This window comes from Ensifer sp. WSM1721 (genome assembly GCF_000513895.2).
In the GTDB taxonomy this organism is placed as follows: Bacteria; Pseudomonadota; Alphaproteobacteria; order Rhizobiales; family Rhizobiaceae; genus Sinorhizobium.
In genome coordinates this window covers 1,817,276-1,832,628 of sequence record NZ_CP165782.1, presented here as the reverse complement: position 1 = coordinate 1,832,628, position 15,353 = coordinate 1,817,276, and the positions used below count along the sequence as shown (strand labels likewise).

Below are 15,353 nucleotides of genomic sequence, written 5' to 3'. Positions count from 1 at the left end.
TCCACTGCATCCGGCCGCCCGGCCTGCCGTTTGTCAACTCCTTGCAGGCGTCGTATCGTCGCGGCCACGCCGGGCCGGGAAACGCGTGACGAGAGGGATTGCCATGAAGCGATACGACGACGATCTACGCCATTTCGAAGCGCACGGCGCGCCACCGCTGCCGCAGGCCGCGGAGCAGGGCTGTGTCGAGCGTGATGGCGCGCGCATTTGGTATGCGACTTACGGAGCGGGGCCAGCCGTCATTCTGTTGCATGGCGGCCTCGGCCATAGCGGCAATTGGGGATACCAGGTGCCGTCGCTGCTTGAGGTCGGTCGCCGGGTCGTACTGATCGATAGCCGCGGTCACGGCCGCAGCACCCGCGATTCACGTCCCTATAGCTATGAACTGATGGCGTCCGACGTGCTCGCCGTGATGGATTGCCTGCAATTGGACAGCGCGGCCGTCGTCGGCTGGAGCGACGGAGCGTGCACTGCCCTCGTTCTTGCCGGGCAGGTTCCTGCGCGTATCGCCGGTGTCTTCTTCTTTGCCTGCAACATGGATCCGACCGGCACGAAGGAGTTCGAGTCCACTCCCGTCATCGACCGCTGTTTCCGGCGGCACGCGAAGGACTACGCAAAACTGTCCTCCACGCCCGATGCATTCGAAGATTTCGTCGCAGCCGTGAGCGAGATGATGAGCACACAGCCCAATTATTCGGCGAGCGATCTGGCCGAGATCCGCGTGCCGGTCGTCATCGTCCAGGGCGAGCACGACGAATTCATCAAGGGTGAACATGCCGAGTACCTTGCCCGGACCATTCCCCAAGCGGAATTGATCCGGCTCTCCAAGGTCAGCCATTTCGCTCCGCTGCAGCGACCGGAGCTGTTCAACGGCGCGATGCATAGATTTCTTGACCAGGTCCTCGCCGCTGGAGACTGACGCGCCGCACGCTCGCGGCGTTCGTCATTGCATAGTCCTATTGAAAAGGGCAGCATGAAGCGGGGCTAGGACGATATCCGCGACGCAAGTGATGGCGACGACGTCCGGCGCGAAGGGCGCGGCCATGACACGTACGCAATTGGTAGGCGTTATTTTCGGCCTGGCGATCGTCGCCGCGCTTACAGCGTTGCGCGCAAGCGACCTTCCAATCCTGCGGCTTGCTCGTGACGTGACGTTCGACGAATATCAGCGGCTGGTGCCTCGGACCTTCGAGCCCGTCCCAGTTCGCGTTGTCGATATCGACGAGGCGTCGCTTAAGGTATTCGGCCAATGGCCATGGCCGCGCGATCGCATTGCCGCGCTCGTCGACCGGCTTTCCGAAATGGGTGCCGCGGTCATAGCCTTCGACATTCTCTTCTCTGAGCCCGACCGCCTGTCGCCGCGCACGGTCGTGCGCGATGTGCCAGGCGTCGATCCGGCGCTGCTAGGACAACTCCCCGACAATGATGAGATTCTCGCCCGGTCGATTGCCGGGCCGCCCGTCGTGCTCGGCTTCGGGCTCTCCAACGAAGGAAGCTATCTCCCGCCCGTCAAGGCGGGTTTCGCCTTCACCGGGGAAAGTCTATTTGCCGCGCCACCGAAGCTTGATGCCGCCACGCCTTTGCGGCCGCAACTTGAAGCCAATGCAGCCGGTATCGGACATATCAGCCTCAATCCCGGCAGTCGATCGGCGGTCGTGCGCGCAGTCCCGCTTCTCTTAAGCGACGGCGAGCAACTCTATCCGAATCTGGCGCTCGAGGCGCTGCGCGTTGCCCAGGGCGCCTCGACTTACATTTTGGCGGGCGCTCCGGACGCTCAGGACATCATCACCCTCATCAAGGTAGGGAACTTCGTCATCCCTGTGACGGCGGCGGGCGAACTCTGGCTCTATGTCAGCCCAGATCGCGCGGAGAGATATGTTTCGGCAGGCCAGGTGCTGGCGCCAGGCGGTGCGTCTGCGGAAACAAAAGCGGCGATCGAAGGCAGCATCGTCTTCGTAGGTACGTCGGCCGCCGGGCTTCAGGATATCCGCACCACCGCGCTCGGGGAGAATGTGCCCGGCGTGTCCCTGCATGCACAGACCGTCGAGCAGGTCCTGTCCGGTCGCTTTCTCTCGCGTCCAGATTGGGCGGATGGGCTCGAAATCCTTTTGATCGCGGTGGCGGGGGGGCTGCTTGTCTTGCTGACCACCTTCGTCAGTCCGGCCGTTGCGCTTGCCTGCGGCCTGTTGATAACCGCGCTTGCTCTCGTCACCTCCTGGCTCGCCTTTCTCTATATGGGACTTCTCTTCGATCCGTTGGCTCCGATCCTGGCCGGGTCGATCACCCATTTCGCCGCAACCGCCTACCGCTTCCTCGTCACCGACCGCGAACGGCGAGTGGTGCGGCGAGCCTTCGGCCAGTATTTGTCGCCTTCGCTTCTCTACCGCATCGAGCACACGCACGACGCCCTGCGCCTCGGCGGCGATGATCGTGAGCTGACGATCATGTTCGTCGATGTCCGCAATTTCACGGAGATCAGCGAGCGCCTTTCGCCGACCGAGGTGGTCCGGTTCCTGAACACACTTCTCGACGCTCTGAGCCGCGATGTGATTGCCAATGAAGGCACGCTGGACAAATTCATCGGCGACTCGATCATGGCCTTTTGGAACGCCCCGGTGGATGTTGACGATCACGCGGGCAAGGCTGTTCGCGCCGCCCTGGCCATGCGCGAGACGCTTGCCCGTCTCAACGAGAGCGACGCCTTCGGTTTCGGGAGCGAGCATCGCGTCGGGATCGGAGTGGGAATCCATACGGGGCTCGCCTGCGTCGGCAATATGGGGGCCGAAGCGCATTTCAACTATTCCGCCGTCGGCGACGCAGTGAATGTCGCAGCGCGGATCGAAGCCGCCTGCAAGGATGTCGCCTTCGACATTCTCATTTCCGAAAGCACGGCGAAATCTCTTTCCGACTGCGCCTTGCTCGAAGCTGGAATGCTTGGTCTGAAGGGCAAAAGCACGCGCACGCGGCTCTTTGCCGTCGCAGGCGATGAGCGTCTCGCCGCCTCGCCGGAATTTACAGAGCTGCGGCGCATCCACGCGCAACTGATCGAAGCTCTGCGTTCGCGGTCTGCGACGAGCCGCAAAATACTTGCGGCGGCGAAAATGAAGGCCGCGCGAATTGGAGCCGGACTACCCGATTTCTACCGCCGCATTTCGCGCAGGGCTGATCATTTCGCCGACGAGGCTGTGCCCAAAGCCGAAACATCGGCGAAGTGATGGCGTTGCCCGACGACAGGCGGCGGCAGCGAAGGAAAGCTTCTGTATCCCTCAGTCTCTCTCGTCGCCAGAACCGCCCTGGTCGTCGTGTGGCCTGTCGTGATTGTCTGCGTGCGGACGATCTGGTTCGTCATGCGGCCGATCTTGATCGCCCTGCGGCGGATCCCTATCAGGCGGATCTCGGTCAGGATCCCGGTCGTTGTGCGGCGGATCCCTGTCGCCAGGCGGTTTGTCCCTTGGCTTGTCGGGCTTTGTTGGTTTCGGCTGCTGCTGCGGCGTGGTTGCGCGTAAGTGCGCACGATCGGGAGGCCTGACTTCGAGTGCCGCCGACAAGCCACAACTGCCTCCGGCTCGAAATGCACCAGATAATTTCTGATCGCCTGACAGGAAGGGGAGGGCCGCCCGATTGCCGAGCGTGTTGAAGATATTCCTGTTGACGCGGCGGGTCTCCGTCACGCTCCCATTGCGTTTGGCGATTACGCAGTCGCAGCGCCGAGTGAGTTGTTGACAGCCGCCCCGGCCGCAGAACTCGGCAGCGCCGCTCAAAAGCACCATCGCGGTCGTCCCGTCGCCGCCGATATAGAAGTCGAAAACGGTGCCCCGGACGCCGATCGTTCCGGCGGGTGTCACAATCTCGTAGGCGCTGTGCTTCGAGTTGCCGCTGATCCAGCGAAATGTGCCCTTCGCCGCCGCGACGGTGAGCTTCTGGACCGATTTCGAGTCGTCGAAGACGAATTTGTCGATGACGACGGACGACCCGGCCCCCACGGCCAACTTGCTGCCGTCGCGGAACACGAATTGCCCCAGTCCCGATCTCGATGTCCGAATCCTTTCGTCCCGATGCACCGGGTCCCGGACTGCGAGCGGTCCCCTCTGCCCACTGACATCGGTCTTGATCCGGACCGCTTCACCGACCGCTTCGGCCGCCATTGTCGGTGTGAAACCGTAAAGCGCTACGCTGAGCGTGGCGATTGCGGCGTGACGCAGACGCAACATCGCACCCTCCACCGTGAACTCCGCTCATGTGAGCGGGGCCACGAACGTGAACAATGGAAGCGCGAACGACGGATAAGTCGCGTATGCCCCCAAAAGTGCACATTCTTATCACGCGGGGGGCAGAGGTGTCTCCCTACCCGTTCGGAGTAGCAGCGGATCGGGGCCAGAAGGCTGCTCTGGCGTAATTCGCGGGCGCGGTGTCGCAGGCCGTCGATTGACTTTGCCGCCCCCGCTTCATAATTAACGCAGAACGGATGGTTCCCTCGCACCCAGATGGAGCGGGGGAGTAAATGGGAATGCGACGGGGCGGACCCACGCCGGGCGCCCTTATCGCAGCCGACCCCGCGACTGTAGAACGGTCAGGGTTCGCCGTTCGGTCGGTCGTTGCCTTCTGATGAGCTGCATGGGGCAGTCTCGCGGGAGGACGCGACAGACCGGAAAAGCCACTGGCGTGGCATCGTGATCAGCCGGGCTGGACGCCTCTTCTTCTACGAATCGTCCGCCTTTCACGATGCCGCAAGCGCCGGGAAGGCGAGGCGAACCCGTTCGACCCTCTGCCGCGTCGTTCCTGGATCGAAACGATCTCGGGAACATGCGGTCACGCAAGTGCTGCAGCGATCTTTGCGCACCATAGGGCGCGGATGCTGTAGTGAGGGCCGTGGCGCCGTGAGCCAGGAGACCTGCCATCTGTCGGGGCATCTCGCCCAGGGGAGCACTTCCCCATGCCAGCACGGAGGTTGTCGTGGCTTACAGGTTTTCCCTTGAACGCGCCGTTGGCGCGCCTGCTTGTCGTTGCGGCTTCCCGCCTTGCGTTGGTGCGCTGAGGCCGGCCGCATGACCGTCTCAAATGTCGGCCCGATCCTTGTGCTCGGTGGCGCCCGCTCCGGAAAATCCAGCTTTGCAGAGAGGCTCGTCGAGGCATCCGGCTTGCCGAAGCACTATGTAGCGACCGGACGCGCCTTCGATGACGAGATGCGCGAACGCATTGCCCATCATAAGGCCGCGCGCGGCGGCAAGGGTTGGACGACCCACGAGGAGCCGCTCGACCTCGTCGGCCTGCTTCGCCGCATCGACGCGCCGGCGCGAGCCATCCTGGTAGATTGCCTGACGCTCTGGGTCACGAACCTGATGATGGAGGAGCGGGACGTGGCGGCCGAATTCGCGGCGCTCGCCGCTTTCCTGCTCGAGGCGCGCTCGCGGCTCGTTTTCGTTTCCAATGAGGTCGGCCTCGGCATCGTGCCCGAAAACCGCATGGCGCGCGACTTCCGCGACCATGCGGGCCGGCTGCACCAGATGGTGGCGGAGAAATCCGCCGAAGTTTATTTCGTTGCGGCCGGACTGCCGCTGAAAATGAAGGGTTGATCCATGACACTAGCAAAGCCCCAACAGGGCAAGATCCCGGCCACCGTCATCACGGGCTTTCTCGGTGCCGGCAAGACGACGATGATCCGCAATCTCCTGCAGAATGCCGACGGCAAGCGCATCGCGCTGATCATCAACGAGTTCGGCGATCTCGGTGTCGACGGCGACGTGCTCAAGGGCTGTGGCGCGGAAGCCTGCTCGGAGGAGGACATCATCGAGCTCACCAACGGCTGCATCTGCTGCACCGTCGCCGATGATTTCATTCCAACCATGACGAAGCTCTTGGAGCGCGAGAAACGGCCTGACCATATCGTCATCGAGACGTCGGGTCTGGCGCTGCCGCAGCCGCTCGTCGCCGCCTTCAACTGGCCGGACATTCGCAGCGAAGTCACCGTCGATGGCGTCGTAACCGTCGTCGACAGCGCTGCGGTCGCGGCGGGGCGATTTGCCGACGATCACGACAAGGTCGATGCGTTGCGCATCAACGACGAAAACCTCGACCACGAAAGTCCGTTGGAAGAATTGTTCGAGGATCAGCTCACCGCCGCTGACCTCATCGTTCTCAACAAGACCGATCTCATCGACGCCGATGGGCTGAAGTCGGTGCGCGAGGAGGTGGCCTCCCGCATCAGCCGCAAGCCGACGATGATCGAGGCGAAGAACGGGGAGGTGGCTGCCGCGATCCTGCTCGGCCTCGGCGTCGGCACCGAGGGGGAGATCGCCAACCGCAAGTCGCACCACGAGCTGGAGCACGAGGCGGGCGAGGAGCACGATCACGACGAATTCGACAGCTTCGTCGTCGAACTCGGAGCGATCCCCGATCCGGCCGCCTTCGTCGACCGCCTCAAAGGCGTCATTGCCGAGCATGACGTGCTGCGCCTCAAGGGTTTCGCGGACGTTCCCGGTAAGCCGATGCGCCTTTTGATCCAGGCGGTCGGCAGCCGCATCGACCAATATTACGACCGCGCTTGGACGCCGGGCGAGAGGCGCAGCACCCGCCTCGTTGTCATCGGCCTGCACGACATGGACGAAGCGGCAGTCCGCGCGGCTATTTCGCCGCTGGTGTGATCGGATAGAAGATGCACTTGCTTCTCGCCCAGAAAGGAACGATCGCCGACGGCAACGAGGCGATCGACCTCGGGCAAAACCCGGCGGACATATTGTTTCTGTCGGCGGCCGACACGGAGCTCGCCTCGATTGCCGCTGCCCATCGTCGGCGCGCGGGAGCAAAGAGCCTGCGCATCGCCAGTCTGATGAACCTCATGCATCCGATGTCGGTCGACACTTACGTCGAACGCACGGCGCGCCATGCCAAGCTGATCGTCGTACGCCCGCTCGGCGGGGCAAGCTATTTCCGCTACGTGCTGGAGGCGCTGCATGCCGCGGCGGTGGCGGGCAGGTTCCAGATCGCCGTGTTGCCGGGCGATGACAAGCCGGATCCGGGTCTCGAGCCGTTTTCCACGGTGCCGGCTGAAGACCGCGGCCGGCTCTGGGCCTATCTCACCGAAGGCGGCGCCGAGAATGCCGGCCTCTTCCTTGATTATGCGGAGGCGCTGATCGACGGCGGCGAGAAACCGCAGCCGGCGCGGCCGTTGCTTAAGGCCGGCATTTGGTGGCCCGGCAGGGGTGTGATTGGGGTTGGCGAGTGGATGCGTGTTGCCGGAAGGACCGGCGAAACCCCCTCTGCTCTGCCGGGCATCTCCCCCGGCGTAGTTGTGGGAACGAGTGGTAGCCGCGAGTCAATCTCCCTCCTTGTTGGGGAGATGCCCGGCAGGGCAGAGGGGGGTGACTTCACGCAGACGAGGATGGTAGCGGAGGAGGGATTCGAACCCCCGACCATCGCCATCTGCTTCTACCGCGCCCTCGTCCAGAGCGGCGAGACAAAGCCAGTCGAGGCTTTGATCGACGCACTGATCGCGGAGGGCATGCGCGCGCTACCCGTCTTCGTCTCCAGTCTCAAGGATCAGGTCTCGATCGGCACGCTGGAAGCGATTTTCGCCGAAGCTGCCCCAGACGTCGTAATGAACGCCACCGGCTTTGCTGTCTCAGCGCCTGGCGCCGACCGGCAGCCGACGGTGCTCGAATCGACAGGTGCGCCGGTTCTACAAGTCATCTTTTCCGGTTCGTCACGCGAAGCCTGGGAGGCCTCTCGACAGGGCCTGATGGCCCGCGACCTCGGCATGAATGTCGCCCTGCCGGAAGTCGACGGTCGCATCCTCTCCCGCGCCGTATCCTTCAAGGCGGCATCCGTCTGCGATCCGCTCGTGGAGGCGAATATCATCGGCCACGAGCCGGTTGCCGACCGCGTCCGCTTTGCCGCCAGGCTTGCTGCCAAATGGGCGCGACTGCGCCGCGCGAGGCCGGAGGCACGCCGCGTCGCCATCGTCATGGCCAATTACCCGAACCGCGACGGACGTGTCGGCAATGGCGTCGGCCTCGACACGCCCGCAGGTACAATCGAGGTGCTGCGGGCGATGGCGAATGAAGGTTATCCCGTCGGTGAACTGCCGGAAGACGGCGACGCGTTGATCCGCTTCCTGATGGCCGGCCCGACCAATGCCGCAAGCGGCGACCGGCAAATCCGCGAGACGATCTCCTTGAGTCAATACAAGGACTTCTTCGCCAGTCTTCCCAATAAGGTTCAGCAGGAGGTGAGCGAGCGCTGGGGCGCTCCTGAGGCGGATCCCTTCTTCCTCGATGACGCCTTTGCGCTGCCGCTCGCCCGTTTCGGCGAGGTGCTCGTCGGCATCCAGCCGGCGCGCGGCTACAACATCGATCCGAAGGAAACCTACCACGCGCCGGACCTCGTCCCGCCGCACGGCTACATCGCCTTCTATGCCTATCTGCGCGAGGTCTTCGGAGCCGACGCGATCGTGCACATGGGCAAGCACGGCAATCTCGAATGGCTGCCGGGCAAGGCGCTGGCTCTCTCCGAGACTTGCTATCCCGAGGCGGTCTTCGGTCCGACGCCGCATCTCTATCCGTTCATTGTCAACGATCCGGGCGAGGGCACGCAGGCGAAGCGCCGCACGAGTGCCGTCATCATCGACCATCTGACGCCGCCGCTTACGCGCGCCGAGTCCTACGGTCCGCTCAAGGACCTGGAGGCGCTGGTCGACGAATACTACGAGGCTGCGGGCGGTGACCCGCGGCGGCTCAGGCTGCTCAGCCGCCAGATCCTCGATCTCGTCCGCGACATCGGCCTCGATCATGACGCCGGGATCGACAAGAGCGACAGCGACGACAAGGCGCTGGAAAAGCTCGATGCCTATCTTTGCGATCTGAAGGAGATGCAGATCCGTGACGGGCTGCATGTCTTCGGTGTGGCGCCGGAGGGGCGGTTGCTGACGGACCTTACGGTGGCGCTTGCGCGCGTGCCGCGCGGCCTGGGCGAGGGTAAGGATCAGAGCCTGCAGCGGGCGATCGCGGCGGATTTGGAGTTGTGTGGTTCTCGCTGCTCGGGGGCTGCACCCCCCTCTGTCCTGCCGGACATCTCCCCCACAAGGGGGGAGATTGGCAGGGGGCTACGACCTGCCTTCCCATCCGCGTTGGAACCCGCGTCACCGCAGACACCCTCCGGGCGTGTCTCAGGCTCAACGGTTGTTGCGGGGGACGCGCCCGCATTCCTAATCTCCCCCCTTGTGGGGGAGATGCCCGGCAGGGCAGAGGGGGGTACGCTTCCGCAACCACCGCATTTCGACCCCCTCGATTGCGTCATGTCCGCCCCTTGGACCGGTCCGAAGCCCGGCGTCCTCGCCGACCTCTCGGACGCCCCCTGGCGCACCGCCGGCGACACGGTGGAACGCATCGAACTGCTGGCGGCAAAACTTGTTTCGGGCGAAATCGCCTGCCCCGATGATTGGACCAACACGCGTGCTGTTCTCGACGAGATCGATGCCCACCTAAAACCCTCGATCCAGTACTCCGGCGAAGCCGAAATCAAAGGCCTGCTCACCGGCCTCGACGGCCGCTTCGTCGCGCCGGGTCCCTCCGGCGCACCGACACGTGGCCGGCCGGACGTGCTGCCGACGGGCCGTAATTTCTATTCGGTCGACAGTCGCGCCGTGCCGACGCCGGCGGCCTACGAACTCGGCAAGAAGTCCGCGGAGCTACTCATCCGACGGTACTTACAAGATCACGGCGAATGGCCGTCCTCCTTTGGTCTCACCGCCTGGGGAACGTCCAACATGCGCACCGGTGGCGACGATATCGCCCAGGCGCTGGCGCTGGTCGGCGCCAAGCCGGTCTGGGACATGGCCTCGCGCCGCGTGACCGGCTACGAGATCGTGCCGCTTGCCGTGCTCGGCCGCCCGCGCGTCGACGTCACCTTGCGCATTTCCGGTTTCTTTCGCGATGCTTTCCCCGAGCAGATCGCGCTCTTCGACAAGGCGATCCGTGCGATCGGCGCGCTCGACGAGGATGATGCCGACAATATGATTGCCGCGCGTATGCGTGCCGAAGCTCGGCGTCTGGAGGAGAAGGGCGTCGAGCCGAAAGAGGCGGCGCGCCGCGCCTCCTACCGCGTTTTCGGCGCGAAGCCCGGCGCCTATGGAGCGGGCCTGCAGGCACTGATCGACGAAAAGGGTTGGGAGAGCCGCGGCGATCTCGCCGAAGCCTATCTCACCTGGGGTGGCTACGCCTATGGCGCGGGGGAGGATGGCAGGGCCGAGCGCGGCCTCCTGGAGGAGCGTCTGCGCTCGATCGAAGCCGTCGTCCAGAACCAGGATAACCGTGAGCACGATCTGCTCGACAGCGACGACTACTATCAGTTTCAGGGCGGCATGAGCGCGGCGGCGGAGCATCTGACCGGGCAGCGGCCGTCGATCTATCACAATGATCATTCTCGCCCGGAAAAGCCGGTGATCCGCTCACTCGAGGAGGAGATCGGCCGCGTGGTCCGCGCCCGGGTGGTCAATCCGAAATGGATCGCCGGCATCATGCGCCATGGCTACAAGGGCGCCTTCGAGATCGCGGCGACGGTCGACTACATGTTCGCCTTCGCCGCGACGACAGGGGCCGTGCGCGACCATCATTTCGAGGCGGCCTACCAGGCCTTCATTGCCGACGAAACGGTTCTCGATTTCCTGCGCGAGAAGAACCCGGCCGCTCTTGCAGAGATGTCGGAGCGCTTCGTCGAAGCAATCGACCGCGGTCTCTGGAACCCGCGCTCCAATTCGGCGCGATTTGAACTCAGCAGCCTGACCGGCCGGGCGGCGAACGATCGCCTTGCCGCCGGAAACGAATAGGGAGGACGCAATGAGCGACGAAACCGCAAACACCGGGGAACCGGTCGCCGAGAAGGACGAAGCCCGTCACGCCATGAAGATGGCGAAGAAGAAGACCGCCCGCGACAAGATCATGGCGACGAAGACGGACGAGAAGGGCTTGATCATCGTCCATACCGGCAAGGGCAAGGGCAAATCCACGGCCGGCTTCGGCATGATCTTCCGCCACATCGCTCACGGTATGCCGTGCGCAGTCGTGCAGTTCATCAAGGGCGCTATGCACACCGGCGAGCGGGATCTGATCGAGAAGCATTTCGGCGATCTCTGCCAATTCCATACGCTCGGTGAAGGCTTTACCTGGGAAACGCAGGACCGCGCCCGCGACGTGGCGATGGCCGAAAAAGCCTGGGAGAAGGCGAAGGAACTCATCCGCGACGAGCGCAATTCGATGGTGCTGCTCGACGAGATCAATATCGCGCTTCGCTACGACTACATCGACATCGGGGAGGTCGTGCGCTTCCTGAAGGAAGAAAAGCCGCACATGACCCATGTGGTCCTGACCGGCCGGAATGCCAAGGAAGACCTGATCGAAATCGCCGATCTGGTGACCGAAATGGAATTGGTGAAGCATCCCTTCCGCTCCGGCATCAAGGCGCAGCGGGGCGTCGAATTCTAATCAAAACCCTGATTGTCGCGCTGCCTTCCGCTGTCTTTTGCGGCGCCCATTGCCCTCTTCGCCCGTCGGCTTGAGGCTCACATCCCGAGCCAGAGCCGCAGCGGATGCGACGAGTCCGCAAGCAGCCGGATGGCGAGAGCGATCGAGACGATGACCAGCAGCGGCTTGATGATCTTCGCGCCCTTCGCCATCGCATAGCGCGAGCCCACCTGGGCTCCGAGGAACTGGCCGGCACCCATCATCAGTCCGACCTTCCAGAGCACGACGCCGTGGAGAACGAAGACGATGAAGGCGCCGAGGTTCGAGCCGAAATTCAGGAACTTCGTGTGGGCTGTCGCCTTCAGGATGCCGAAGCCGGCGAGCGTGACGAAGCCGAGTATGAAGAAGGAACCGGTGCCGGGGCCGAAGACCCCGTCATAAAGGCCGATCAGCGGCACGAAGGTGGCGGTAAACATGAAGCGCGTAATGCGGTGATGTCTCTCGACGTCACCGATGTTCGGCTTGCAGCCGAAATAAATGGCGATCGCTATCAGAAGGAAGGGCAGGATGGCCTTTAGCGCGTCGGCGGGAACGACCGTTGCCAGCAGAGCGCCGACTATGGCGCCGAGCGCCGACGTCACCGCCATCGGCAATTGCTCCATCAGGCTCACATGACCGTGCCGCGCATAGGCGATGCTCGCCGAACCGGAGCCGAACAGCGACTGCAGCTTGTTCGTGCCGAGCGTTTCGAGCGGCGGAATGCCGGCAATCAGCATGGCGGGGATGGTGATCATGCCACCGCCGCCGGCCATCGAATCGATGAATCCGGCAATGAAGGCGGCGGCGAAGAGGAAGAGCAGGATGTGAAAGGCGAGATCGTGCACGGGGGTCCCGGGAGCAAAGGGGCGGAGTTGCTTCCGCCTTGTGTCAGAGGCGGAGGTGAAATGCAAAGGGCAGGTTGCCTCGAGGTGCACCAATTGACACCGCCTGCGCTGTTTACGACGCCGCGGTGCCGCAATCCGGTTTGACCGCTCGGATGCCCTCCGATAAAAATGAAGATCATGCGACGGCGTCCGTTCACACGGACTGAAAAAGCGTCCGGTGCGGCCGACCCAGTTCGGGGGCTTGATCCGGTGCTGTCCAGACCGGTGTGCGGCATTTGCCCGGCCGGCGCTTCGTATGGAACGCCGACCGCTGCGCTGGACCTTGGAACCGAAATCCCTGTGCAGCAATCAACAGAGTTGCAGCTTGCGTGTCGAGAGGGCCGCCCGCTGTAGGGAGCCGCATCGTATGCCTTCAGCCGAGGGACCAGCCGCCACCGTTGGAAAGTTCGTGCTGGGTCTCGGCTGTGAGCGCCACACGCCGCCCGGAGAAGTGATCGCGCTTGCGGAACGGGCCCTGGCGGATGCAGGCGCCTGCGGGAGCGATCTCGCTCTCATCGTCTCCCTCGATACACGCTCGGAGGAACCCGCCATTCACGCCGCTGCGCAACACTTTGCTGTGCCGCTTCGCTTTTTTGACGCAGCAACGCTCGAGGCGGAAGCCGAGCGGTTGCAAAGCCCATCCGAGATCGTCTTCGCCCATACCGGCTGCCATGGCGTGGCGGAAGGGGCCGCGCTTGCCGGGGCTGGGCGGGATGCGGTCCTGATCGTGCCGAAGATCCGCTCGGCGCGCGCAACGGCGGCGATAGCCGGCGCGGTTTCCGCTGGCATCGCGGGTGCAAGCGGGGGTGCAATGCTTCGTTCGATCGGGAGTAAGAGACGATGACGGAAACCCTATTCGCCGGCCTGCCCAATCTCGAACCGGGTACCGTCTGGCTTGTCGGGGCCGGCCCGGGCGACCCAGGTCTCTTGACCCTGCATGCGGCCAATGCGCTGCGCCAGGCGGACGTGATCGTTCACGACGCGCTCGTCGATGGCGACTGCCTGAAACTAGCGAAAGCCGGCGCGACGCTTGAATTTGCAGGAAAGCGTGGCGGCAAGCCTTCGCCGAAGCAGCGTGACATTTCGTTGAGGCTCGTCGAGCTTGCGCGGGCCGGGCTCAGGGTGTTGCGCCTCAAGGGCGGCGATCCTTTCGTCTTCGGCCGCGGCGGAGAGGAAGCGCTGACGCTTGTCGAGCATGGCGTTCCGTTCCGAATCGTGCCGGGCATCACCGCGGGCATTGGTGGGCTCGCCTATGCCGGTATCCCCGTGACGCATCGCGAGGTCAATCATGCAGTCACCTTCCTGACCGGTCACGATTCGTCCGGCGTCGTGCCGGACCGGATCAATTGGGAGGGCATCGCCAAGGGCTCGCCAGTGATCGTCATGTATATGGCGATGAAGCATATCGGCCAGATTTCGGCGAATCTCATCGGCGCCGGCCGATCGCCGGAGGAGCCGGTCGCCTTCGTCTGCAACGCCGCAACGCCGGAGCAGGTGGTGCTCGAGACCACGCTGTCGCGCGCGGAAGCGGATGTCGCGGCCTCCGGCCTCGAGCCGCCGGCGATCGTCGTCGTCGGCGAGGTCGTCCGGCTGCGCCCGTCACTCGATTGGCTCGGCGCGCTCAATGGTCGCGCACTGGCGGCCGACCCGTTTTCGAGCCGCATCCTTCGGAACCCGGCATGAGCGGCATCATGATTGCTGCGCCGAGCTCCGGCTCGGGCAAGACGACGGTCGCGCTCGGCCTGATGCGGGCGCTGAAACAGCGGGGGTTATCCATAGCACCCGGCAAGGCGGGGCCGGACTATATCGACCCGGCCTTTCACGCGGCGGCAAGCGGCAGGCCTTGCTTCAACTACGATCCCTGGGCGATGCGGGGAGATCTGCTCCTCGCCAATGCGGCGGCCGCTACCGAAGACGGCTCCACGCTCGTCGTGGAGGCGATGATGGGGCTCTTCGACGGTGCCGCCGACGGCACGGGGTCGCCGGCGGATCTTGCCGCGACACTTGGGCTGGCCGTGATCCTCGTCGTCGATTGCGCCCGCCTCTCCCATTCGGTCGCGGCACTGGTCCGTGGTTATGCCGATCATCGCACCGATGTCCGGATCGCAGGCGTTATCCTCAACAGGGTCGGCAGCGACCGGCACGAGGCGATGCTCCGCGACGCGCTTCGGCGTGTCGACGTCACGATCTTCGGGGTGCTCTATCAGGATAGCGCATTGAAGCTGCCGGAACGGCATCTGGGGCTCGTCCAGGCAGGCGAACACGGTGCGCTCGAATCCTTCATTGACAATGCGGCTATGCGCGTTGCGTCCGGTTGCGATCTCGAGGCGATCCTCGCGGCGGCGATGCCCTTGACGCCGCGAAGGACGTCCGGCGCCAAGGCGCTGAAGCCGCTCGGCCAGCGGATGGCTATCGCCTGGGACGTCGCCTTCGCCTTTTGCTACGAGCATCTTCTGTCCGGCTGGCGTGCGCAGGGGGCCGAACTCTCGTTCTTTTCGCCGCTTGACGACGAAGCGCCCGATGCGGGCGCCGATGCGGTCTATCTTCCCGGCGGCTATCCGGAATTGCATGCCGAGCGGCTTGCAGGTGCCTTGCATTTTCGCTCGGCAATGCGGCGTGCGGCCGAGCAGGGTACTCGGATCTTCGGGGAGTGCGGCGGCTACATGACGCTGGGCGAGGGGCTTGTCGCGGCCGACGGCAGGCGTTACGAGATGCTTGGTCTCTTGCCGCTCGTCACCAGTTTTGCAGAGCGCAAGCGGCACCTCGGCTATCGGCGCGTGGCGCCGCTCGACAACACATTTTTCGATGGACCGATGACCGCGCACGAATTCCACTATTCGACCATCGTTTCGAAGGGGGCGGCCGAGCAGCTCTTCGCGGTCAAGGACGCCGCGGGTCTCGAGCTTGGCCGCGCAGGTCTTCGCCGGGGCAACGTCGCCGGTTCCTTCATGCATCTGATCGATCGTTCGGAATGACC

At 64.1% G+C, this 15,353-nt stretch carries 11 protein-coding genes and 1 riboswitch; of the genes, 9 read left to right on the top strand and 2 right to left on the bottom strand.

The window, feature by feature from the left end:
- Positions 1–103 precede the first annotated feature (103 nt).
- Together M728_RS08960 and M728_RS08955 are read left to right on the top strand one after the other, a co-directional pair.
- On the top strand, positions 104–919 hold the full coding sequence (locus tag M728_RS08960) for an alpha/beta fold hydrolase (protein WP_026621768.1): 816 nt from the start codon (positions 104–106) through the stop codon (positions 917–919).
- A gap of 124 nt (positions 920–1,043) precedes the next feature.
- On the top strand, positions 1,044–3,215 hold the full coding sequence (locus M728_RS08955) for a CHASE2 domain-containing protein (RefSeq protein ID WP_026621767.1): 2,172 nt from the start codon (positions 1,044–1,046) through the stop codon (positions 3,213–3,215).
- Positions 3,216–3,266: 51 nt separating this feature from the next.
- On the opposite strand, the gene M728_RS08950 is transcribed toward M728_RS08955, so the two are convergent.
- Positions 3,267–4,211, bottom strand: a complete 945-nt coding sequence (locus tag M728_RS08950; protein WP_034883992.1) for a FecR domain-containing protein — start codon at positions 4,209–4,211, stop codon at positions 3,267–3,269.
- Between the two features lie 238 nt (positions 4,212–4,449).
- A riboswitch (cobalamin riboswitch) is annotated at positions 4,450–4,914 on the top strand.
- A gap of 131 nt (positions 4,915–5,045) precedes the next feature.
- Here M728_RS08950 and cobU point away from each other — a divergent pair.
- From cobU to cobO, 4 genes are read left to right on the top strand one after another with little or no spacing between them, the layout of a single operon-like run.
- Entirely contained in the window at positions 5,046–5,573 is a 528-nt protein-coding gene (gene cobU, locus M728_RS08945; protein ID WP_026621766.1) for a bifunctional adenosylcobinamide kinase/adenosylcobinamide-phosphate guanylyltransferase, read from the top strand.
- 3 nt (positions 5,574–5,576) lie between these two features.
- Positions 5,577–6,641: a cobalamin biosynthesis protein CobW gene (gene cobW / locus M728_RS08940; protein WP_026621765.1), complete on the top strand. Its 1,065-nt coding sequence runs from the start codon at positions 5,577–5,579 to the stop codon at positions 6,639–6,641.
- 11 nt (positions 6,642–6,652) lie between these two features.
- Entirely contained in the window at positions 6,653–10,819 is a 4,167-nt protein-coding gene (gene cobN, locus M728_RS08935; protein WP_026621764.1) for a cobaltochelatase subunit CobN, read from the top strand.
- Between the two features lie 10 nt (positions 10,820–10,829).
- Complete coding sequence (gene cobO, locus M728_RS08930) at positions 10,830–11,474, top strand: cob(I)yrinic acid a,c-diamide adenosyltransferase (RefSeq protein WP_026621763.1); 645 nt, start codon at positions 10,830–10,832, stop codon at positions 11,472–11,474.
- Positions 11,475–11,551: 77 nt separating this feature from the next.
- Here cobO and M728_RS08925 read toward each other — a convergent pair whose 3' ends face one another.
- The gene (locus M728_RS08925; protein ID WP_026621762.1) at positions 11,552–12,337 is read right to left on the bottom strand and encodes a TSUP family transporter; all 786 of its coding nucleotides are present in this window, start codon (positions 12,335–12,337) and stop codon (positions 11,552–11,554) included.
- Between the two features lie 406 nt (positions 12,338–12,743).
- Between M728_RS08925 and M728_RS08920 the strand changes: the two genes are divergently transcribed.
- Genes M728_RS08920 through M728_RS08910 form a run of 3 tightly spaced genes read left to right on the top strand, consistent with a single transcriptional unit; the run spans position 12,744 to position 15,351 of the window.
- On the top strand, positions 12,744–13,220 hold the full coding sequence (locus M728_RS08920) for a cobalamin biosynthesis protein (RefSeq protein ID WP_026621761.1): 477 nt from the start codon (positions 12,744–12,746) through the stop codon (positions 13,218–13,220).
- A complete protein-coding gene (gene cobA / locus M728_RS08915) occupies positions 13,217–14,059 on the top strand; it encodes a uroporphyrinogen-III C-methyltransferase (protein ID WP_026621760.1) in 843 nt (280 codons plus the stop codon). The genes M728_RS08920 and cobA overlap by 4 nt, the downstream gene beginning before the upstream one ends.
- Positions 14,056–15,351, top strand: coding sequence for a cobyrinate a,c-diamide synthase (locus M728_RS08910; protein ID WP_026621759.1), 1,296 nt, complete (start codon positions 14,056–14,058; stop codon positions 15,349–15,351). Before cobA ends, M728_RS08910 begins: the two co-directional genes overlap by 4 nt.
- Positions 15,352–15,353: the final 2 nt, after the last annotated feature.

What these genes read in the sequence shown, in the direction of transcription:
- M728_RS08920 (WP_026621761.1), top strand. Translation starts at nt 12,744, where the DNA reads ATGCCTTCAGCCGAGGGACCAGCCGCCACCGTTGGAAAGTTCGTGCTG.
- M728_RS08910 (WP_026621759.1), top strand. Translation starts at nt 14,056, where the DNA reads ATGAGCGGCATCATGATTGCTGCGCCGAGCTCCGGCTCGGGCAAGACG.
- M728_RS08955 (WP_026621767.1), top strand. Translation starts at nt 1,044, where the DNA reads ATGACACGTACGCAATTGGTAGGCGTTATTTTCGGCCTGGCGATCGTC.
- cobA (WP_026621760.1), top strand. Translation starts at nt 13,217, where the DNA reads ATGACGGAAACCCTATTCGCCGGCCTGCCCAATCTCGAACCGGGTACC.
- M728_RS08960 (WP_026621768.1), top strand. Translation starts at nt 104, where the DNA reads ATGAAGCGATACGACGACGATCTACGCCATTTCGAAGCGCACGGCGCG.
- cobN (WP_026621764.1), top strand. Translation starts at nt 6,653, where the DNA reads ATGCACTTGCTTCTCGCCCAGAAAGGAACGATCGCCGACGGCAACGAG.
- cobU (WP_026621766.1), top strand. Translation starts at nt 5,046, where the DNA reads ATGACCGTCTCAAATGTCGGCCCGATCCTTGTGCTCGGTGGCGCCCGC.
- M728_RS08950 (WP_034883992.1), bottom strand. Translation starts at nt 4,211, where the DNA reads ATGTTGCGTCTGCGTCACGCCGCAATCGCCACGCTCAGCGTAGCGCTT.
- cobW (WP_026621765.1), top strand. Translation starts at nt 5,577, where the DNA reads ATGACACTAGCAAAGCCCCAACAGGGCAAGATCCCGGCCACCGTCATC.
- cobO (WP_026621763.1), top strand. Translation starts at nt 10,830, where the DNA reads ATGAGCGACGAAACCGCAAACACCGGGGAACCGGTCGCCGAGAAGGAC.